Raw genomic sequence first — 20,632 nt, 5'->3', positions numbered from 1 at the left:
AACCTGTTATTCCTTGCAGGCCAACGGATTGCGCCCCTGCGGCCAGCGATAGAACTCGTCCAGCCACTCCCCCTCCGGTGGCAACAGTTGCCAGCGGGGATCTTTATCCTTGTCGATCAGCAGTGCCCGTACCCCTTCCACAAAATCCCCCTTCAGCACGCAGTTGACCGAGAGGGTCAGCTCCTCGGCAAATACCTCTGCCAGTGAGTTGCGGCGAGCCTGCCAATATTGGCGCCACAAAATGGCACGGCTGATGGGGCTGCCGGTGCGGCAGAGCTGCTGCGCCTGCTGGAGTACCGCCTCCTGTTCATCGAACTGAGCCTCGAACAACCGCGCCAATACCCCTTGCAGCGTGCGCCCCGCCAGCAGGGCATCGATCCTCTGTTGATGGGGCAACAATACTGGCGCAGGCAAGCGGGCCGCCACCTCACCATGCAACCCCGTGAGCAGCAGATCGATCTGCTCACGGGGCTCACCACTGCCAGCCCAGTCGAGCACGGCGAGGCGTGACAACAGCGCACTGCGCTCGCCACTGGCGATGGCGTGATCCGCCAGCCCAAGACCGATGGCATCACTCCCGTTGAAGCGGGCACCTGTCAGACCGAGCCAGAGCCCGAGTCGCCCCGGCATCCGGCTTAAAAACCAGCTCGCCCCCACGTCGGGGTAGAGGCCGATGGTCACCTCCGGCATGGCGAACAGGCTTCTTTCGGTCACCACCCGAAAATCGGCTCCGGCAAACAGGCCAATACCGCCCCCCATGCAGATACCGTCCGCCACGCAGATAAGGGGCTTGCGGTAAGAGTGGATGTGGTGGTCGAGCCGGTACTCCTGCTCGAAAAAGTCGCGGGCATATTCGAACAGTTCCGATCCGCTTGCCTCCTGTTTGCGGTAGTAGAAGGAGCGGATATCGCCACCGGCACAAAATGCCTTCTCACCCGCCCCCTGCAGCAGTACACAGACGATGGCGGGATCCTGCTCCCAACGGGTCAGCGTCTGTTGCAGGATCTGGATCATCGGCAGGCTCAATGCGTTGAGAGACGCAGGGCTGTCGAGGGTCAACACCCCGATCTGATGGCCATCTTCGGTGGGATAACAGCTAACCTTGACCGGCTCACTCATAAACGGCTCCGTATGGATTTATTCTGTTGGGCCATATTGCCAGCGCGGTAAGCGTTTCTCCAGGAAGGCGGCCACCCCTTCACGCTGATTGGCATCGCTAAAGAGATCGAGAAACAGCGACCGCTCAAGGGGCAAGGCGGCATCCCGCGGGCCACTGCGGCCCTGATTGATCAGGGTTTTGCAGGCGCGCAGGGCGCTCGGGCTCTGGCGCTCCACCAGATGGGCCATCTGGTGCGCCGCCTCCCATGCCTGACCGGTTTTCACCACCTCCTCCACCAGCCCCATCTCGTAGGCCAGCGAGGCACTCACCTTCTCGCCGCAGAGGATCATCCGCTTGGCCCAGCCCGGCCCCACCAGCTCGGTCAGACGCTGGGTACCACCGGCACAGGGAAGCAAGCCCACCGAGGCTTCCGGCAGTCCCAGCAACGCCTGCTGCTCGGCGATGCGGATATCACAGGCCAGCGCCACTTCCAGGCCACCACCCATGGCATAACCATTGATGGCGGCGATACTGACGCCGTGAAAACGGGCCAGCGCCTCGAAGGCCTTGCCAAAGGCCTCGGCTACTTCGCGGGCCAGCTCGACATTCCCCTCGACAAACATATTGAGGTCGGCACCGGCGCAGAAAAATTTGTCGCCCGCACCACGGATCACCAGCGCCACCACATCGGGACGACTGTCGAGCTCCACCATCATCTGCAAAAAGGCCTGCAGGCTGGCGAGGGTCCAGGTGTTGGCAGGGGGATGGTCGAGGGTGATATAGGCCACATGGCCATGATATTCGAGTCTGATCCTTGTCATAACATTGTCCTTGTCGATGAAGCTGCCGCCATGATGACAGGCTTGAATGACACCAACCTGTGGCTGGCTCACAAAGCCGAAACCGGCATGGTGCAATCGGGTGGCAGGCAACACACCCTTGATGCGACCACCGGTTAGCCCAGCGACAAACCGGGATCGGCCAGCAGGCGGCGCGCGATGATGAGTCGCATCACCTCGTTGGTGCCCTCCAGAATGCGGTGTACCCGGGTATCGCGCAGATAGCGCTCGAGCGGATACTCGCGGATATAACCATAGCCGCCAAAGAGTTGCAGAGCCTCATCACAGATTCGATAACCCACATCGGTAGCAAACCGTTTGGCCATAGCACACCAGGCACTCTTGTCCGGTGCCCCGCGCTCCAGCTTGTCGGCGGCCTGACGCACCAGCAAACGGGCTGCAGCCAGCTCGGTCGCCATATCGGCCAGGCGAAACTGCACGCTCTGGAATTCGCTGATCGGGTGACCAAATTGCTGGCGCTGCTGCACATAAGCTAGCGCATCGTCCAGCGCCTGCTGGGCGGTGCCCACCGAACAGGTGGCAATATTGATGCGCCCCCCATCGAGGGCCTGCATGGCGAACTTGAATCCTTCCCCCTCTTCGCCCAGCCGGTAGCAGGCAGGAATGCGAACCCCGTTGAAAACAACCTCCCGAGTCGGCTGGCTGTTCCAGCCCATCTTCTCTTCTGCCTTGCCATAGCTCACGCCGGGGGCATTAGCCGGCACCATAAAGGCAGAGATCCCCTTCGCACCTTCACCACCGGTACGGGCCATCACCACCAGCACATCGCTGCTGCCTGCTCCCGAGATAAAGACCTTGGTCCCCTCGATGAGGTAGCTGTCACCCTCGCGCACCGCCCGGGTCTTGAGTGCCGCCGCATCGGAACCCGCCCCCGGCTCGGTGAGGCAATAGGAGCCCAGCAATTCGCCGCTAGCCAGTTTGGGCACCCACTCCTTGGCAACCTCGGTGGGCAACCAGCTACCCAGCATCCAGCTCACCATGTTGTGGATAGTCAGATACGCCGTGGTCGAGGTACAGCCCATGGCGAGGCGCTCGAAGATGAGGCTCGCATCGAGGCGAGGCAATCCCAATCCGCCAAACTGCTCCGGGGTATAGAGACCGCAAAAACCTAGCCCGGCCGCCTGCTTGATGGTCGGGATCGGAAACTCATGCTCCTTGTCCCAGCGCGCGGCATGGGGTTTGAGCGCCTCATCGGCAAAGGCGGCGGCCGCCTCCACATACGCCTGTTGATCATCTGTCAGGGTAAAATCCATCTCGTCTTTCTCTCCCTTGTTGCCCCGCGCTTATTTTCCTGAGTTAGCGCTTTATGACGCGGCGCCCACACACTGGTCATTCGGATCTGCCACTATGGCGCTGTTGTCGTGGTAGCTGCTGACTCTTTCACTACCACCGCTTTATCGACACACAACAGATTAACAATTGATTTACGTTTACGCTAACGTAAACTTGTGGCAAAAGTGAAGTACAAAAATGGACCGACCACTACCAGCCGTAACGCCGAGTCAGCCGGTCGAGCCAACCTTCCTACCCGACTGTCATATCCGCAAGGAGAGCATGGATGCAGATGGATGAGACCCTGAATGCCCTGACCGAACAGGTTGCGGCCTTCTGCCAGAAAGTGATCGCCCCGCGCGCCAGCGAGATCGATCAGAGCAACGCCTTTCCCCGTGATCTCTGGCCCCGGATGGGTGAACTGGGGCTGCACGGCATCACGGTGGTGGAGGAGTATGACGGGGTGAATCTCGGCTATCTGGCCCACGTGCTGGTGATGGAACAGATAAGCCGCGCCAGCGCCTCGGTCGGCCTCTCCTACGGCGCCCACTCCAATCTCTGTATCAATCAGATCCACCGCCACGGCACGGCGGAGCAAAAAGCACGCTATCTCCCCCCGCTGGTGAGCGGCGAGCATGTGGGGGCGCTGGCCATGAGCGAACCGGGAGCCGGGTCCGATGTGGTCAGCATGCGCCTCACCGCGGAGCGCGAGGGCGATCACTTCGTGCTGAACGGCAACAAGATGTGGATAACCAACGGACCCGATGCCGACACCTTCGTCATCTATGCCAAGACAGATACCAGTGCGGGCCCCAAAGGGATTTCTGCCTTTATCGTTGAAGCCGGCACTCCCGGTTTTTCTACCGCCCAGAAGCTCGACAAGCTCGGGATGCGCGGCTCCAGCACCTGCGAGCTGGTGTTCGACAACTGCCGAGTGCCGCAGGAAAACCTGCTGGGCCCCCTGCACGGCGGGGTCAAGGTGCTGATGAGCGGGCTCGATTACGAGCGGGTGGTGCTGGCTGCGGGCCCCCTTGGCATCATGCAGGCCTGCATGGATGTAGTGCTGCCCTATGTGCGTGAGCGCAAGCAGTTTGGTCAAGCCATCGGCGAGTTCCAGCTGGTGCAGGGCAAGCTCGCCGACATGTATACCCGCCTCGCCAGCAGCCGGGCGCTGGTCTACTCGGTGGCGAGCGCCTGCGATCAGGGGCGCACCAGCCGTAAAGATTGCGCCGCAGCCATCCTGTTTGCCGCCGAAAACGCCACCCAGATGGCCCTCGACGCTATCCAGCTGCTCGGCGGCAACGGTTACATCAACGAATACCCCACTGGCCGCCTACTGCGGGACGCCAAACTCTACGAGATCGGCGCCGGCACCTCGGAGATCCGCCGCTGGCTCATCGGCCGCGAGCTGATGGGAGAAAATGCATGAGTCGTATCCACTCCCGCCTCGACACGGCGAGCCCGGAATATGCGGCCAATCGGGCCGCCATGCAGGGGCTGGTCGACGATCTCCACGCCCGCATTGCCGAGATCGCGCTAGGGGGCGGCGCGGCCAACAACGCCCGCCATCAGGCCCGTGGCAAGCTGCTGCCCCGCGAGCGCATCAATCAGCTGCTGGACCCGGGCTCCCCGTTTCTCGAACTGTCGGCGCTGGCTGGCTGGCAGGTCTATGACGAGCCGGTACCCGCCGCCGGTATCATCACCGGCATCGGCCGGGTCTCGGGCAGGCTCTGCATGCTGGTGGTGAACGACGCCACCGTGAAGGGTGGTACCTACTACCCGCTCACCGTGAAAAAACACCTGCGTGCCCAGACCATCGCTGAGCGGCTGCGTCTCCCCTGCCTCTATCTGGTGGATTCCGGCGGCGCCTTTCTGCCGATGCAGGATGAGGTGTTCCCCGACCGGGATCACTTTGGTCGCATCTTCTACAACCAGGCCCGCATGTCGGCCCAGAATATCCCGCAGCTGGCGGTGGTGATGGGGCTCTGCACCGCAGGCGGCGCCTACGTGCCTGCCATGGCGGATGAATCCATCATGGTCAGGGAGCAGGCCACCATCTTTCTGGCGGGTCCGCCGCTGGTCAAGGCCGCCACCGGCGAGGAGATCAGCGCCGAGGCCCTGGGCGGCGCTGAAGTGCACTGTGCCCACTCCGGCGTTGCTGATCATATGGCCCGTGACGATGCCCATGCGCTGGCCATCGCCCGCACGCTGGTTACTCATCTGGGTAACGAGCCGATAGAGAGCAGCCCCGGCTACGAGCCCCCCTGCTACCCGATCGAGGAGCTCTACGGTCTGGTGGGCACCAGTCTCAAACGCCCTTACGACGCCCGCGAACTGATTGCCCGACTGGTGGATGGCTCTGACTTTGACGAGTTCAAGGCGCTGTTCGGCACCACACTGGTGACCGGCTTTGCCCGTATTTGCGGCATGGAAGTGGGTATCCTCGCCAACAACGGCGTGCTGCACAGCGACAGTGCCCAGAAGGGGGCCCACTTTATCCAACTCTGTAACCGGCGTGCCATCCCGCTGCTCTTTTTGCAGAACATCACCGGCTTTATGGTGGGGAGTAGCGCAGAAAAAGAGGGGATCGCCAAGCACGGCGCCAAGCTGGTCACCGCAGTAGCCTGCAGCCGGGTGCCCAAGATCACCCTGATCGTCGGCGGCAGCTTTGGCGCTGGCAACTACGGCATGTGCGGCCGCGCTTATGAGCCCGATTTTCTCTTTAGCTGGCCCAACAGCCGTATCTCTGTCATGGGTGGCGAACAAGCTGCCGGAGTGCTGGTGCAGGTGCGTCGCGACAAGCTGACTGCCGAGGGCAAAGATTTGAGCGAGCAGGAAGCGGCCGCCATCCGTGCCCCGGTGATCGAACAGTATGAGCGCCAGGGTCACCCCTACTACGCCAGCGCCCGCCTGTGGGATGATGGCGTCATTGACCCGGCCCAGAGCCGCACCGTGCTGGCGCTGGCGCTCGCCGCCTGTCAGGGTGCCCACATTGAACCCGAGCAGTACGGCATCTTTCGGATGTAAGGAGCAAACCCATGTCAGATCCACTTACTTCCTCAGCACTTGGCTCTTCAACACAGGGCCCGTTTCGGCTGGAGCGGCACGGCCCGCTGGCCGAGCTGGTGCTGTCGCGCCCGGCCCGCCACAACGCCTTTGATGCCGACCTGATGCTGGGGCTACTCGACTGCCTCGATGATCTGGCCCATCTCCATGGTCACTCACTTGCCGAACGCCCCCACGCCCTGCTGCTGCGGGCAGAGGGCAAACACTTTTGCGCGGGCGCCGACCTCAACTGGATGCGCAATCTGGCCCACGCCGATTTCGAGCACAATCGCGAAGACGCCCGGGTACTGGCGCGGCTGATGCAGACCCTCGACGAGCTCCCCTTCCCCACGGTAGCGCTGGTGCAAGGGGCCGCCTACGGCGGGGCGCTGGGGCTGATCTGTGCCTGCGATCTGGTGCTGGCCAGCGATGATGCCCGCTTCTGTCTCTCCGAGGTGAGCCTGGGCCTGGTACCTGCGGTGATCAGCCCTTACGTGGTGCGTTCCATGGGAATGCGTCAGGCGCGCCGCTACATGCTCACTGCCGAGCCGTTCGATGCCATCACCGCTTGTCGGCTCAACGTGGCACATCAACTCTGCAAGCAGGATCAACTGCTGGCGGAGGGACGGGCGCAGGCCCTTCGTCTGTGCCGCAACGGGCCGGAGGCAATGAAAGAGACCAAACGACTGCTGGCGGCGATAGAAGCCCATCCTTCCCGCCTGCACGAAGAGAAAACCGTCGAGACCATCGCCCGGGTTCGGGTGGGGCTCGAAGCCCAGGAGGGGATGCAAGCCTTCTTCGACAAACGTCCTCCCGCCTGGCGTCCCCGTTTCAAGGATGAGACATGACCCATCACACTCAGATTAAGCGCCTGCTGATTGCCAATCGTGGCGAGATTGCCGTGCGCATCATCAAGACGGCGAAACGCCTCGGCATTCACACCATCGCCCTCTACTCCGATGCCGACGCCCACGCCATGCACACCCGTCTGGCCGATGAGGCCTGGCATCTGGGGCCCGCACCGGCCAGAGAGAGCTATCTCGACACCGGCAAGGTGCTGAAGATTGCCAAAGAGGCGCGCGCCGATGCCATCCATCCCGGTTACGGCTTTCTGTCGGAAAACAGCGATTTTGCCACCGCCTGCGAACAGCGCGGCCTGCGCTTTGTCGGCCCAAGCGGCGCCGCCATTCTCGCCATGGGCGACAAATCGGGCGCCAAGGCGCTGATGCAGTCCGCCGGCGTACCTGTACTGCCTGGCTATCACGGCACGGATCAACGACCGGACTTCTTGCGCGATCAGGCGAGCCAGATTGGCTTCCCGCTACTTATCAAGGCGGCCAGCGGCGGCGGTGGCAAGGGGATGCGCCGGGTCGATCAGCTGGCCGACTTTGACGAGTCGCTGGCGGCAGTCAAACGGGAAGCCAAGGCCGCCTTTGGCGACGATCTGGTGCTGCTGGAGCGCTATCTGCCCCAGGCTCGCCATGTGGAAGTACAGGTCTTTGCCGATAGCCTCGGCAACGCCATCTATCTGGGGGACAGGGACTGCTCCTTGCAGCGACGCCACCAGAAGGTGATCGAAGAGGCGCCCGCCCCCGACATCCCTCCGGCTCTGCGCCGCGCCATGGGGGAGGCAGCCGTGGCCGCAGCCAAAGCCATCCATTATCAGGGGGCTGGCACCATCGAGTTCCTGCTCTGCAAAGATGAGTTCTTCTTTATGGAGATGAACACCCGGCTGCAGGTGGAGCATCCGGTCACCGAAGCGGTGACCGGGCAGGATCTGGTGGCCTGGCAACTGGCCGTGGCAGAAGGCAAGCCGCTGCCACTCACTCAGGAGGAAGTTGTGCTGCGCGGCCATGCGGTGGAAGCGCGCCTCTACGCCGAGGATGTGGCGGCCGGTTTTCTGCCTGCCAGCGGGCCTATCCACTGGCTCCACTGGCCCGTTGGCGTGCGCATCGACACCGGCGTCACCGCTGGCGATGAGGTGAGCCCCTATTACGATCCCATGATCGCCAAGCTGATCGCCCACGGCCAGAGCCGCACCGAGGCGTTCGCCAAACTGGCCGATGCGCTGGCGGCACTGGATCTCGGCCCGCTGGTACACAACGGCACGCTCTTGCTGCGCCTTTGTGAAGAGCCTGACGTCCTGGCCATGGGCCACCATACCCAGTGGCCCATACCCACCACAGCACGGCCCATTCCTGAGCTCGCCTGGCCGCTGGCCACCCTCTGGCTGGCGAGCCGCCCTGCGGGCACCTCCCCCTGGCAGCAAGCCTGCGGATTTCGGCTGGGGCCGGATCGCTGCTGGAAAGCGGCGGTGCGCATCGGTGATGAGCACCGGGTATTGACCCTTAACGATCATGGCGGCCAGTTTGAGTGGCAAGGGGAGACTCATTGCTACCAGAGAGGTGACGATAATATCCGGCTGCAGCAGGGTGGCTGCTGGCAACAGATCCCCATTCAGACGGTCACAGGCCCGGAGGCAACCTTCATCATGACCCTGGCGGGCCAGCGCATCCGTTTCGCGGCCGATGATCGGCAGCACAGCCACCATCATGATCAGACAAACGAGAAGGCGCAGGGCGCCATCGCCCCCATGCACGGCATAGTGGTAGCCGTGCTGATCGAGCAGGGGCAAACAGTCAGCAAGGGGCAACCCCTGCTGGTGCTGGAGGCGATGAAGATGGAACACCAGTTGCGTGCAGAGCGTGACGGGGTAATTGAAGCCCTGCAGTGCAAACAGGGCGAGCAGGTAAGCCAGGGAACCGTGCTGGTGCGCTTTGCCGAAGAGATTGCCACACAGGAGGATCACCCATGAACCGATCACAGGACGTCCGTGACGACAGGGTCAGTCTGGTGGAGATGGGGCCGCGAGATGGCCTGCAAAATGAAGCTGCGCCCCTCTCCCTGGTACAGCGGCTGGAGCTGATCCAGCGCCTTACCGACAGCGGCCTGCAACGCATCGAGGTGGGTGCCTTTGTATCGCCCAAAAAAGTGCCGCAGATGGCGGACTCCGCTGCGCTGTTCGAGGCACTGCCGCGCAAGGGCTCAACCCGTTACGGCGCTCTGGTGCCCAATCTGCAAGGCTTGCAGGCAGCCATTGCCGCCCGCGCCGATGAGATTGGCCTCTTCACCGCCTGCTCCGACGGTTTTACCCGCGCCAATATCGGCATCAGCGTGGAGGAGTCGCTGGTGCGCTTCGCCCCGCTGGTGCAGGAGGCACGCCGCCTCGGCATCAAGGTGCGCGGCTACCTCTCCACCGTCATCGCCTGCCCGTTCGATGGCCCGACCAGCCCGAAACGGGTCGCTGCCATGGCCGAGCAACTGCTGGATCTCGGTTGCCACGAAATTTCGCTGGGGGACACCATAGGCGTCGGCACTCCGGGCACCGTGGCCCCCATGCTGGATGCGGTACTGCACGAGATCCCGGCGGGGCGACTCGCGGTCCATTTTCACGACACCTACGGCCAGGGGTTGGCCAACCTGCTACCCGCGCTGGAGCGCGGCATTCGCACCATCGACTGCTCGGTGGCGGGGCTTGGCGGCTGCCCCTATGCGCCGGGCGCCTCCGGCAATGTGGCGTCAGAAGAGGTGGTCTACCTGCTGCACGGCCTTGGCATGACGACGGGGGTGGATCTCGACAAACTGGCGGCCACCGGCCAGTGGGTGAGCGAGCAGCTCGCTCGCCCCAACGGCTCGCGGGTCGGTCAGGCCCTGCACGCCAATGCCGAGCGGCTGCGTGCCCGCCTCTGCCAGCCACACGCCCAGCAACAGGAGTCATGACCATGTCCCGTTCCCTGCCCGGCAAGGAGATCACCTACAGCATTTCGGAGCTGGCCCACGAGTTCGATGTCACGCCGCGCACCATCCGCTACTACGAGGATGAGGGGCTGCTCACCCCGCTGCGGGAGGGGCAAACCCGCATCTACAGCCATCGGGACAAGATCCGGCTCAAGTTGACCCTGCGCGGCAAACGGCTGGGGTTTAGCCTGGCCGAGATCCGCGAGCTGTTCGATATGTACGACACCGACAAATCGAGCAAAACCCAGCTCCACTCCATGATCCAGCTGATCGAGGCAAAACGCGGCGCCCTGCGCCAGCAACTGGAGGATATCCAGATGGTGATGGCCGAGCTGGAAGCCGCCGAACAGCGCTGTGTTAATTCCCTTAACAGCTTGAAAACTGGCGCAGATTAACCGAATCTGGGAGCATGCTTTTGCCTTGGGGATCCCATGAGATATTGGTGCTGGTTTTTGCTCTTGTTCAGCCTCTCTGGCTGGAGCCATCCCCTCATCAAGGTTGGTGGATACCCCTATGCCCCCTTTGTGGTCAAACTCCCCGATTCCCGCTATGAAGGGCTGACTCTGGAGCTTATCGACCAGCTCAATGCCGTGCAGAAAGAGGTGACCTTCGTCTTTGTTCCCACCTCGGCCGCCAACCGTTACAAGGCGCTCGATCTGGGCCGTTTCTCGCTGATGCTGTTTGAAGACACCAAGTGGGGCTGGGACACCGATAAATTCAAGATGACAACCCCCTTCCTCGGTGGTGGCGAGGTCTATGTGGCCCTGAACAAAGCGGGCCGGGATCAGCGCTTTTTTGACGATCCTGCCAGCCATCACCTCATCGGGGTGACCGGCTATCACTACGGTGTCGGCCAGTTCAATGCCGATCCCCTCTACCTGCAGCGCAAGCTCAATATCACCCTGGTCAAAGACAACGTCAGCGCCCTGCAAGCGCTACTCAAAGGGCGCGGCGAGGTAGCCATTCTCAACGTTTCGTACCTTAACCAGTATCTGCAGGCCAATCCCGACACAGCCGACCAGCTGCTGATCTCGCAAAAATGGGATCAACAGTATCAACACCGCGCCATCCTTCACCCTGCGGCCCCCATTACCCCTGCCCAGCTGGAACAGTGGCTGGCAGTGCTACAACAAAAGGGTGAACTGGATCGCCTTTGGACAAAGTACGGCGTACAACAGCACGCAACCCCATGATTACTATCCAGCTTTTCTGTACCATGGCGGGAACCAAATGGGAGTGCACCAAATGAACACCACCGAGCCCGCGTCCCCCAAGCTCCGCTTGCTGCGCTACCTTGCCTACGCTTTCCTGCTGTTTCTTATCCTGATCACTCTGCTGCTGTGGCAAACCCCCCGTCTAGTCCAGCGCTATCTGCCCGGCTGGCTGGCTGAGCACTATGGCCTGCAACTGACGCTGGGGGAGATTGACGTAGGAGTCCGCACCCCATCTCTCACCCTCGGCGCGACTACCCTGCTCGATGCCAAACAGCAGCCTATCGTCCGTTTTGAGCAGCTCTTTATCACCCCCGACCTGCAAGCCAGCTGGCAGCAGAAAGGGGTCGTGCTTTCCGCCGTCACCCTGACCAAACCCGTGGTGCTGCTGCAACGGCTGGCAGACAAAAAGGGGGAGGTTCGACTCAATCTGACCGATGCGCTGGCGACCCTGCTCGCCCCTTCGCCCTCCCCCGAGCCCGAAACAGCCAGAGCCCCGCTGCTGGTCGACATTGCAAGTGTCAATGTCACTGACGGGCATGTGCGCTATCAGGATCAGCGCAAGGAGAGCGAACCCGGCTGGTTGCCGCTCCTCAATCTGGAGAAAGTGACCCTCAAGCTCGATAACCTGCGCACCGAGGCAAATCACCCGACCGCCTATCAGCTGAACGCCGCCATCAACGGCAAAAGCAGCCTCGCCGCTCACGGCAAACTCGATGTGATGAGCGGCATGGGTCAGGGCAAGGTGAGCCTCAAGCAGGTCGAGCTGAAACCCTTCGCCCCGCTCTGGGCACCCTATCTCAAGCTGGATCTGGCCAAGGGCCACGCCAATGCAGAGGTGGAGTACCAGCTTAAAGAGGGCAAGCAAGGAGTGCTGTGGCAATTGTCCAAAGGCAAGCTGACGCTAGACAACTGGCAGCTTAAAAAACACAAGGGCGACGAATTTGCCCGCTTCGGCCAGTTGGCCCTTAGCGAGCTGGCAGTCGATGGCCAGAAACAGTCGCTCCAGATCGGCAAGGTGACCCTGCAACAGCCCCTGCTCAAGGCCACCCTCAACCCACAGCAGGAGCTGGATCTGGCTGACTTGCTGATTGAACAGGCCCCCGCCAAGCCCGTCAAAGGGGCCCACGCCGCAAACGAGGTGGCCAACAATGCGGCGCCCAAGTCGGCACAACAAGCAAAGACAGCCGGTAACGGCAAGAAGCATGCGCCAGACAAACCCTGGCAGTGGCAGATCAAGCAGATCCTTATCGACAAGGGCGATCTCACCCTCACCGAATCGAGCAGCGGCAAACCGCAGGCACGCCAGCTCTCCGGCCTCAAGCTGGCGTTGGGGCCACTGGGCAGCAAGGGGGAGCAACCGAGCAAACTGACTCTGGCCACCCAGTTCAACCAGAGCAGCCCCCTCGCCTTTGATGGCCAACTGACCCTGACTCCTTTCACCTTAAGTGGCGACATCAACCAGCAGGGGCTGCCCCTGACGCTGGCACAGCCCTATCTAGCCGATCTGGTACGCATTAAGGTGCAAAACGGGCTGCTGAGCAGCAAGACCCGCCTTGATCTCGCCACCACCGCCCAGGGAGATCTGAGCAAGCTGACCCTGCAAGGGGGGCTCGATATCAACGGGCTCAAAGTAGTCGATCGGGCAGACAATCAGCGGCTGCTGGAGTTCAACACCCTGGCTCTCACCGGTCTGACGTACGACGGCATCAGCCAGCAGATGCGGATCAAGGACATTGCTCTGAACAAGCCCTTCGCCCGCATCGAGATCAACGAAGATGGCACCACCAACCTGCAACAGCTGCTGTTGCCGCAACCAGCGGCAGCAAAAAGTACTGAAGCAAAGGCAGGCAGCAAGGCTCCCGACTTTCGTTTCACCATCGACCAGCTGCGCACCGAGCAGGGCAACCTGCGCTTTGCCGATCGCAGCCTGAGCCAAGATTTTGTGGCCGATATCGCCTCGCTGGGCGGCCAAAGTCGCCATATCAGCAATATTCCGGGGCAACGCTCCGATCTCGCCTTCAACGGCAAGGTGGATCGCTATGCGCCAGTGACCATTCGCGGCGGTACCAACCTGCTGGTGGCCAACCCGATCCTCGACATCGCGGTCGCTTTCCACAATCTGGAGCTCACCACCTTCACCCCCTATTCGGGCACCTATGCCGGTTATGCCATCGACAAGGGGCAGCTCTCCATGAAGCTGCACTACAAGCTGGAGGGCAATCGGCTGGAGGGGGATAACGACATCACCATCAAGAAGCTGCAACTGGGCGAGAAGATCAAGAGCGATCAGGCCAAGGATCTGCCGCTGGGGCTAGCCATCGCCCTGCTAAGCGATGCCAACGGGGTGATACAGATGAACCTCAAGGTGAAGGGCGATCTCGATCAACCGGACTTCAGCATCGGCAATATCTTCTGGGATGTGCTGGGCAACACCCTGAGCAAGGCGATCACCTCCCCCTTCTCCCTGCTCGCCTCGCTGGCCGATGGCACCGAAGATCTCGACGAACTTCCCTTCCTGCCGGGGGATCCCGATCTCACCCCCACCCAGCAGGAGAAACTGGTCAAGCTGGCGCAGGCCCTTAAGGATAGACCCAAGCTCAGCATGAACATTCGCGGCAAGGTCAACTTCAACGAGGAGCGCCCCATCCTGCAACGGCAAAAGCTGGAGCGGGTACTGGCCAAGCTCACCGGCAATCAGGCGGATCTCGACCTGCTGGAGCAGGACTCAGCCCTGCAAGAGGCGCTGGCCCAGGCCTATGAAGAGCGCTTTGGCGAAGATCTGGATGATCTGGCGGACCGCCTCCATCTGGATGAAGAGAGCGCGGCACTGCGGGCCCAGGCGGTGATCCTGCTGCGGGATCAGCAGCTCATCACCGCCAAATCCCTGCGCAATCTCGCCATGCGCCGGGCGCAAAATACCAAGGAGTTTCTGGTCGACAGCCAGGGGATCGCCCCGGAGCGGCTGTTCGTGCTCGACAGCCAGGTCAAGGAAGAGGACAAGGAAGCCAAAGTGATCCTGACACTGGATCAGTGACGCCGCCGCACTTCGTAAAAGCGTAATAAAAATACAACCCCTCAACTATTTTGACACTTTTTGCTCACCAAACAGCCTGCCTTGGTGAGCATTTGGCCTCTGATGCAAATAATCACGTAGTTTTTTTACGATTTATCCCCCTTGCCCCCTTGCGGGCGCGCCGCAGCCTGCCTAAAATCGCGCGTCTTTTGTTAACCCCCACCTCTATTTTTGGAGAACGCCACGTGAGCGAAAAATTGGCCAACCCTGCCCCTCTGGGTCTGATGGGTTTCGGTATGACCACCATCCTGCTGAACATCCATAACGCAGGTTTCTTCCCCATCAGCGCCATGATCCTGGCCATGGGCCTGTGCTACGGCGGCATCGCCCAGATCATCGCTGGCATCATGGAGTACAAGCGTGGCAACACCTTCGGTGTGACCGCGTTCACCTCCTACGGCCTGTTCTGGCTGAGCCTGGTGTTCCTGCTGATCATGCCGACCATGGGTCTGGCCGAAGCCACTCCGCACGCCTACATGGGTTGGTATCTGCTGATGTGGGGCATGTTCACCCTGTTCATGCTGGTTGGTACCATCAACTACCCGCGCGCCAAGCAGTTCGTGTTCGCCTCCCTGACCGTGCTGTTCTTCCTGCTGGCCGCCCGTGACTTCACCGGCAGCACCCTGATCGGCACCATCGCCGGTTTCGAAGGCATCATCTGTGGCGCCAGCGCCATCTACCTGGCCATGGCCACCGTGATCAACGAGCAGTTCGGCCGCACCGTGATGCCAATCGGCGATCACAAGAAAGCCGCCGCAGTACAGCTGAAAGCCGCTGCCTGATAGGCAAGCCACTCAGATTGTGAAAAAGGCACCCTCGGGTGCCTTTTTGCTATTTCGCAAAGCTGACGTTCCTGCGCACACATTTTCCCTTTTCAGCCCTACATCCGGATATCCGTCTCTAGCTATTCGGCACTCCTGACACACCCATTTGTGGATATATCCATCAACTAAATAAGGCTCTCACGGGCCACCACAAGGGATGCAGTTTGTTATTCGGTATGAAGCCGTATGACCACTCCCTTTTGTTGGCAACTGTCAGGTGAATACCATCTCCATACAAGTAATTTAAATCAAAGTGCCGACCAAGTTATCGGTACTTTTATCTCCCTATGTAAGTTAAAAATTCACTGCGGCGTTAAATCTAATATCCCAGAGGTCAAGGTCCTGACGCCCGATACTGTAATAACCGGTGATAACTTCAAAACGCTGATGACGCTGAGGGGCTACCGCCAGTGCAATCCGTACAGATCCACTCCACGGAGTCGTACTTTCCATTGTCAGATTTTCATTCAGGATCTGACCATCATTGGGACGCTCAATATCATAACGAACCCCAAGACGCAGGGCCGGTATAATTTGAACACCATCGGTTGTGGTGAAAATACGACTGATATCCCCTGATGCTTCACTGGTGGCATATTCAAAAGAGTTTTCATTAACCCGCAATGTCACGTTATAAATCTGGTTTGCATAAGGCAATGAGCCTGTGTAATCAAACGCATCGGATTTATTGTGACTGTAAAAGAGGGCAAGCTTGGGCCGCAGCAGATATTCACCAACATCGTAGCCACCGGTCAGGTTGGCTGAGATCAACCCGGTCGTTGTCTTGAAACTCCCTTTAAGGACATCGAGTTCGGTATCGTTATCAGTTCGTCCCCATGCAGCCCAGCCATCCAGCAGCCAGTGCGTATCTAGCCTATAGCCGCCATATGGCCCAACAAAGAAGCTGTCCCCCTCATTTCGTACCGAACTGCCAAACGTGCCAAGAGAGGTTTTGCTATTGGCAAATGCAATACCGCCCAGCCCGTCTTTACCAAGGGATCTGTGTATACCGATCAAAAAGCTGTTGGCATGTCCGGATGTGTCTATCTCGTTACGATCATCGGAGACTCCGGTATGGCGTACATCAGTCCATACCTGCCACAACCCCTTTTGACCGGCAATATCTTCAAATTGGTCAAGCCCGACAACGACACGATCTGAAATACTGAGGGAGCCGCTCAAATAGCCCATCAAGGCATCTGCACTGATACTGGTCACAATATTGCGGATCGGGTCACTCCCACCACCGGTGCCACCACCACTACCACCATTGCTGCCATCCCCCCCGCCGGTTCCGCCACCAGTTCCACCATTGCCGCCATCCCCACCTCCAGTTCCGCCACCAGTGCCACCGTTACTATCTCCCCCATCGATCGGGGGAATATTTGGAAATACCGGATTGTTCTGGTTTCTCGAATCGAGGAAGCAGTTGAAAGAACCATCCGCATTGAGGAGATCCAGTTTGTGAGTCCCGTTAAGGTCATCAAGTACTACAGGTGAGACACTCAGGTGCAACGACGAGCGGTTTGCATTCCAACTATCGATTTCAGATACCCCGGGAGCAGAGAGGCGAAAATTACCCCCGGAACCTGGACTTGAAAGCCATAGTGATACCGAATTGTCAGCCGAACGCCCAAGAAACTCTAGATGCTGCCCCGGTTGCCTGTTCGGGCAATCCGCCGCCCATGCTGTTGGCAAGCAGATACTGGTAAGGCAGCCAATTCCCAAAATACGTGAAATCATTATGTCCTCCTGACACTACGTTATCTCACTGACATCCTTGCATAACTTTTAGCATTACCCACTAACAGGTCACTCGATGCAATGGGTAAAGGAACAAATCAATCTGACAAGTTCAAATCGCAGACTATTTTAGTATCCACACTGTTTCTGATCTCCTGTAATAAAATTTGTTTAGCGCCTGAATCGCGATGATTGATTAAATCAAACCACTTTAAAACCCATAAAAAATGCCGCCCATCGGGCGGCACTTTTATTAGAGATAACGGGCTAACAGGAATTACCAGCCGGTTACTTCGCGCAGGGCCTTGCCGATATCGGCCAGGGAGCGGACGGTTTTCACGCCAGCATCTTCCAGCGCGGCAAACTTCTCGGCGGCGGTACCCTTGCCACCGGAGATGATGGCGCCAGCGTGGCCCATCCGCTTGCCGGGAGGGGCAGTAACACCCGCGATATAGGAGACCACCGGCTTGGTGACGTGGGCCTTGATATAGGCGGCCGCGTCTTCCTCGGCGTTGCCGCCGATCTCGCCGATCATCACGATCGCTTCGGTCTGCGGGTCGTTCTGGAACATCTCCAGAATGTCGATAAAATTGGAGCCCGGGATGGGGTCGCCACCGATACCGACACAGGTGGACTGGCCAAAGCCCTCGTCAGTGGTCTGCTTGACCGCTTCGTAGGTCAGGGTGCCGGAGCGGGAGACGATGCCCACCTTGCCCGGCTTGTGAATGTGGCCCGGCATGATGCCGATCTTGCATTCACCTGGGGTGATAACGCCCGGGCAGTTGGGGCCGATCATCCGCACGCCGGTCTCTTGCAGCTTCACTTTGACATCCAGCATATCCAGCGTCGGGATGCCTTCGGTGATGGTGACGATGAGCTTGATACCCGCGTCGATCGCTTCCAGGATGGCATCCTTGCAGAACGGCGCCGGCACATAGATGACGGAGGCGGTGGCGCCGGTAGCTTCGACCGCGTCACGGACGGTGTTGAACACCGGCAGGCCCAGATGGGTGGTGCCGCCCTTACCCGGAGAGACGCCGCCCACCAGCTGGGTGCCATAGGAGAGCGCCTGCTCGGAGTGGAAAGTACCCTGACCGCCGGTAAAGCCCTGGCAGATGACTCGGGTGTCCTTGTTGATCAGTACGCTCATCAGTTGGCCTCCGCTGCTTTGACGACTTGCTGCGCGGCATCGGTCAGACTCTTGGCCGCAATGATGTTGAGGCCGCTCTCGGCCAGCTTGATACCACCCAGCTCGGCGTTGTTGCCTTCCAGACGGACCACGACGGGCACCTTGACCCCCACTTCCTTGACCGCACCTATGATGCCTTCCGCGATCATGTCGCAGCGCACGATGCCGCCAAAGATGTTGACCAGCACCGCTTTGACGTTGCTGTCGGAGAGGATGATCTTGAACGCCTCGGTTACGCGTTCCTTGGTGGCGCCACCGCCGACGTCAAGGAAGTTGGCCGGCTTGCCGCCGTGCAGGTTGACGATGTCCATGGTGCCCATGGCCAGACCCGCGCCGTTGACCATGCAGCCGATGTTGCCATCGAGGGCCACATAGTTGAGCTCCCACTGGGCGGCGTGCGCTTCGCGGGGGTCATCTTGTGACGGGTCGTGCATCTCGCGCAGCTTGGGCTGACGATACAGTGCGTTGGCATCGATATTGATCTTGCCATCCAGGCAGTGCAGGTTGCCCTGCGCGGTGATCACCAGCGGGTTGATCTCCAGCAGCGCGAAATCGCAATCCAGGAACATCTGGCCCAGACCCATGAAGATCTTGGTGAACTGTTTGATCTGATCGCCGACCAGACCCAGTTTGAAGGCCAGTTCGCGGGCCTGATAGGCCTGCGGACCCACCAACGGATCAATGGCCGCCTTGTGGATCAGATGGGGGGTTTCGTGGGCGATCTTCTCGATGTCCACGCCACCTTCAGTCGAGGCCATGAAGACCACGCGGCGCGAACCACGGTCAACCACGGCGCCCAGGTAGAGCTCTTTGGCGATGTCGGTGCAAGATTCCACCAGGATCTTGGTGACCGGCTGGCCGTTGGCATCGGTCTGGTAGGTCACCAGATTTTTGCCAAGCCAGTTCTGGGCAAAAGCACGGATCTCATCCTTGCTCTTGGCCACTTTCACGCCGCCCGCTTTACCGCGGCCACCGGCGTGTACCTGGCATTTGACGACCCAGGTATTGCCGCCAATCTTGTCGGCCGCTTCGGCTGCTTCTTGTGGGGTAGCACAGGCATAACCTTCGGAGACCGGCAGGCCATACTCGGCAAACAGCTGTTTTGCCTGATATTCATGCAGATTCATAGATGCTCTATCCGTGTTGTAGGTATTTCCGTCCGGGGCTGGTGTTTCTCAATCCCCTGTGAATGGGGGCCTGGGCGGCCCCTCGTTATCTTTCAATCGCTCGGGTATTACTCAAACGTCCAGCAGCACATTCGGCTCGGGGCGCAAACCCCTTGCCCGGGTGCCACGGGCTTAGACGTCCAGCAACAGACGGGTCGGATCTTCCAGCAGCTCCTTGACGGAGACCAGGAAGCCTACCGATTCGCGTCCGTCGATGAGACGGTGATCGTAGGAGAGCGCCAGATACATCATCGGCAGGATCTCGACCTTGCCGTCAACGGCCATCGGGCGATCCTGGATCTTGTGCATCCCCAGAATGGCGCTCTGGGGCGGGTTGATGATCGGGGTGGACATCAGGGAGCCGAACACGCCACCGTTGGTGATGGTGAAGTTGCCGCCTGTCAGTTCATCCACGGTCAGCTTGCCGTCACGGCCCTTGCCCGCCAGATCCTTGATGGCCTTCTCGATGTCCGCCAGGCTCATGTTGTCGCAGTCGCGCAGCACCGGCGTCACCAGACCACGGGGGGTAGAGACGGCGATGCTGACGTCGAAGTAGTTGTGGTAAACCACGTCATCGCCATCGAGCGCCGCGTTCACTTCCGGATAGCGCTTGAGGGACTCCACCACCGCCTTCACGTAGAAGGACATAAAGCCGAGCTTGATGCCGTGCTTCTTCTCGAAGATCTCGCCGTACTGCTTGCGCAGATCCATGATGGGCTTCATGTTGACCTCGTTGAAGGTGGTCAGCATGGCGGTGGTGTTTTTCGCTTCCAGCAGACGCTCGGCAATGCGCTTGCGCAGACGGGTCATCGGTACCCGCTTGTCGGTACGACCACCCAGCGGGGCAACCTTGGCTGCCGGGGCTGCAGTTGCGACCGGTGCGGCTGCCGCAGGCTGGCTCTTGGCCTTGATGAAGGCTTCCACATCATCCTTGGTGATGCGACCGCCCTTGCCGGTACCGGTCAGCTTGGTCACGTCGATGTCGTGCTCGCCAATCAGGCGGCGCACCGAGGGGCTCAAGCCATCGGCACCATCATCGGCCACCGCTTCAGCGGGTTTCTCTTTGGTCTCTTCACCGGCCACCGGGGCGGCGGTGAGGATGGCAATCAGTTGACGGGACAACACGGTCGCCCCTTCCCCTTGCAGAATATCCCCCAGCACACCGGCTTGCGGTGCCGGCACTTCCAGCACCACCTTGTCGGTCTCGATGTCGACCAGCACTTCGTCACGGGCGACCAGATCGCCCGGTTTTTTGTGCCAGGTGGCGATAGTGGCATCGGCCACTGATTCCGGCAGATCCGGTACCTTGATTTCGATAGTCATCCAATCAGTTCCTTTTTACTTCTATG

General features: G+C 60.2%; 16 protein-coding genes. 9 read left to right on the top strand and 7 right to left on the bottom strand.

The genetic code is table 11. From position 1 onward, the window contains the following. Positions 1-6 precede the first annotated feature (6 nt). The 3 genes from OKC42_RS09055 to OKC42_RS09045 all read right to left on the bottom strand — a co-directional run bounded on the left by OKC42_RS09055 (position 7) and on the right by OKC42_RS09045 (position 3,212). Positions 7-1,119 (bottom strand): enoyl-CoA hydratase/isomerase family protein, encoded by a 1,113-nt coding sequence (locus tag OKC42_RS09055; protein ID WP_139442698.1) that lies wholly within the window; start codon positions 1,117-1,119, stop codon positions 7-9. An 18-nt stretch (positions 1,120-1,137) separates the two neighbouring features. Beyond that, entirely contained in the window at positions 1,138-1,920 is a 783-nt protein-coding gene (locus tag OKC42_RS09050; RefSeq protein ID WP_005336930.1) for an enoyl-CoA hydratase, read from the bottom strand. A gap of 134 nt (positions 1,921-2,054) precedes the next feature. Continuing rightward, entirely contained in the window at positions 2,055-3,212 is a 1,158-nt protein-coding gene (locus OKC42_RS09045; RefSeq protein ID WP_270658750.1) for an acyl-CoA dehydrogenase family protein, read from the bottom strand. 305 nt (positions 3,213-3,517) lie between these two features. Here OKC42_RS09045 and OKC42_RS09040 point away from each other — a divergent pair, with 305 nt between their 5' ends. From OKC42_RS09040 to OKC42_RS09000, 9 genes are all read left to right on the top strand, one after another. Next, positions 3,518-4,660, top strand: coding sequence for an isovaleryl-CoA dehydrogenase (locus tag OKC42_RS09040; protein WP_144712818.1), 1,143 nt, complete (start codon positions 3,518-3,520; stop codon positions 4,658-4,660). Beyond that, positions 4,657-6,258, top strand: coding sequence for a carboxyl transferase domain-containing protein (locus OKC42_RS09035; protein ID WP_270658749.1), 1,602 nt, complete (start codon positions 4,657-4,659; stop codon positions 6,256-6,258). The genes OKC42_RS09040 and OKC42_RS09035 overlap by 4 nt, the downstream gene beginning before the upstream one ends. Before the next feature lie 11 nt (positions 6,259-6,269). Continuing rightward, the gene (locus OKC42_RS09030; RefSeq protein ID WP_270658748.1) at positions 6,270-7,124 is read left to right on the top strand and encodes an enoyl-CoA hydratase-related protein; all 855 of its coding nucleotides are present in this window, start codon (positions 6,270-6,272) and stop codon (positions 7,122-7,124) included. Continuing rightward, positions 7,121-9,091, top strand: a complete 1,971-nt coding sequence (locus tag OKC42_RS09025) for an acetyl/propionyl/methylcrotonyl-CoA carboxylase subunit alpha (protein ID WP_270658747.1) — start codon at positions 7,121-7,123, stop codon at positions 9,089-9,091. Before OKC42_RS09030 ends, OKC42_RS09025 begins: the two co-directional genes overlap by 4 nt. Continuing rightward, positions 9,088-10,056: a hydroxymethylglutaryl-CoA lyase gene (locus OKC42_RS09020; protein ID WP_270658746.1), complete on the top strand. Its 969-nt coding sequence runs from the start codon at positions 9,088-9,090 to the stop codon at positions 10,054-10,056. The genes OKC42_RS09025 and OKC42_RS09020 overlap by 4 nt, the downstream gene beginning before the upstream one ends. Before the next feature lie 2 nt (positions 10,057-10,058). Next, entirely contained in the window at positions 10,059-10,469 is a 411-nt protein-coding gene (locus OKC42_RS09015; protein ID WP_005336945.1) for a MerR family transcriptional regulator, read from the top strand. 36 nt (positions 10,470-10,505) lie between these two features. Beyond that, on the top strand, positions 10,506-11,267 hold the full coding sequence (locus OKC42_RS09010; RefSeq protein ID WP_270658744.1) for a substrate-binding periplasmic protein: 762 nt from the start codon (positions 10,506-10,508) through the stop codon (positions 11,265-11,267). Positions 11,268-11,319: 52 nt separating this feature from the next. Continuing rightward, on the top strand, positions 11,320-14,322 hold the full coding sequence (locus OKC42_RS09005; RefSeq protein ID WP_270658743.1) for a DUF748 domain-containing protein: 3,003 nt from the start codon (positions 11,320-11,322) through the stop codon (positions 14,320-14,322). Between the two features lie 224 nt (positions 14,323-14,546). Beyond that, positions 14,547-15,143: an acetate uptake transporter gene (locus tag OKC42_RS09000; RefSeq protein ID WP_005336948.1), complete on the top strand. Its 597-nt coding sequence runs from the start codon at positions 14,547-14,549 to the stop codon at positions 15,141-15,143. Positions 15,144-15,479: 336 nt separating this feature from the next. Here the strand turns inward: OKC42_RS09000 and OKC42_RS08995 are convergent, their stop codons facing one another. The 4 genes from OKC42_RS08995 to odhB form a co-directional block, all read right to left on the bottom strand. Continuing rightward, complete coding sequence (locus OKC42_RS08995) at positions 15,480-16,928, bottom strand: autotransporter outer membrane beta-barrel domain-containing protein (protein ID WP_270658742.1); 1,449 nt, start codon at positions 16,926-16,928, stop codon at positions 15,480-15,482. 277 nt (positions 16,929-17,205) lie between these two features. Next, positions 17,206-18,078 carry a succinate--CoA ligase subunit alpha gene (gene sucD, locus OKC42_RS08990; protein ID WP_005333542.1) on the bottom strand — a complete coding sequence of 291 codons (873 nt, stop codon included), beginning with the start codon at positions 18,076-18,078 and terminating at the stop codon, positions 17,206-17,208. Next, on the bottom strand, positions 18,078-19,244 hold the full coding sequence (gene sucC, locus OKC42_RS08985) for an ADP-forming succinate--CoA ligase subunit beta (protein ID WP_005361097.1): 1,167 nt from the start codon (positions 19,242-19,244) through the stop codon (positions 18,078-18,080). The genes sucD and sucC overlap by 1 nt, the downstream gene beginning before the upstream one ends. Before the next feature lie 171 nt (positions 19,245-19,415). Continuing rightward, positions 19,416-20,606, bottom strand: a complete 1,191-nt coding sequence (gene odhB, locus OKC42_RS08980) for a 2-oxoglutarate dehydrogenase complex dihydrolipoyllysine-residue succinyltransferase (protein WP_005333546.1) — start codon at positions 20,604-20,606, stop codon at positions 19,416-19,418. Positions 20,607-20,632: the final 26 nt, after the last annotated feature.

Origin of the sequence: Aeromonas sp. Y311-2 (genome assembly GCF_027706025.1) — a bacterium.
GTDB lineage: Bacteria > Pseudomonadota > Gammaproteobacteria > Enterobacterales > Aeromonadaceae > Aeromonas > Aeromonas veronii.
This window is presented reverse-complemented; position numbering and strand designations above follow the sequence as displayed.

Excerpts from the sequence above, each read along its gene's own strand:
- OKC42_RS09055 (WP_139442698.1), bottom strand. The coding sequence starts at position 1,119 with ATGAGTGAGCCGGTCAAGGTTAGCTGTTATCCCACCGAAGATGGCCAT.
- OKC42_RS09050 (WP_005336930.1), bottom strand. The coding sequence starts at position 1,920 with ATGACAAGGATCAGACTCGAATATCATGGCCATGTGGCCTATATCACC.
- OKC42_RS09045 (WP_270658750.1), bottom strand. The coding sequence starts at position 3,212 with ATGGATTTTACCCTGACAGATGATCAACAGGCGTATGTGGAGGCGGCC.
- OKC42_RS09040 (WP_144712818.1), top strand. The coding sequence starts at position 3,518 with ATGCAGATGGATGAGACCCTGAATGCCCTGACCGAACAGGTTGCGGCC.
- OKC42_RS09035 (WP_270658749.1), top strand. The coding sequence starts at position 4,657 with ATGAGTCGTATCCACTCCCGCCTCGACACGGCGAGCCCGGAATATGCG.
- OKC42_RS09030 (WP_270658748.1), top strand. The coding sequence starts at position 6,270 with ATGTCAGATCCACTTACTTCCTCAGCACTTGGCTCTTCAACACAGGGC.
- OKC42_RS09025 (WP_270658747.1), top strand. The coding sequence starts at position 7,121 with ATGACCCATCACACTCAGATTAAGCGCCTGCTGATTGCCAATCGTGGC.
- OKC42_RS09020 (WP_270658746.1), top strand. The coding sequence starts at position 9,088 with ATGAACCGATCACAGGACGTCCGTGACGACAGGGTCAGTCTGGTGGAG.
- OKC42_RS09015 (WP_005336945.1), top strand. The coding sequence starts at position 10,059 with ATGTCCCGTTCCCTGCCCGGCAAGGAGATCACCTACAGCATTTCGGAG.
- OKC42_RS09010 (WP_270658744.1), top strand. The coding sequence starts at position 10,506 with ATGAGATATTGGTGCTGGTTTTTGCTCTTGTTCAGCCTCTCTGGCTGG.
- OKC42_RS09005 (WP_270658743.1), top strand. The coding sequence starts at position 11,320 with ATGAACACCACCGAGCCCGCGTCCCCCAAGCTCCGCTTGCTGCGCTAC.
- OKC42_RS08995 (WP_270658742.1), bottom strand. The coding sequence starts at position 16,928 with ATGATTTCACGTATTTTGGGAATTGGCTGCCTTACCAGTATCTGCTTG.
- sucD (WP_005333542.1), bottom strand. The coding sequence starts at position 18,078 with ATGAGCGTACTGATCAACAAGGACACCCGAGTCATCTGCCAGGGCTTT.
- sucC (WP_005361097.1), bottom strand. The coding sequence starts at position 19,244 with ATGAATCTGCATGAATATCAGGCAAAACAGCTGTTTGCCGAGTATGGC.
- odhB (WP_005333546.1), bottom strand. The coding sequence starts at position 20,606 with ATGACTATCGAAATCAAGGTACCGGATCTGCCGGAATCAGTGGCCGAT.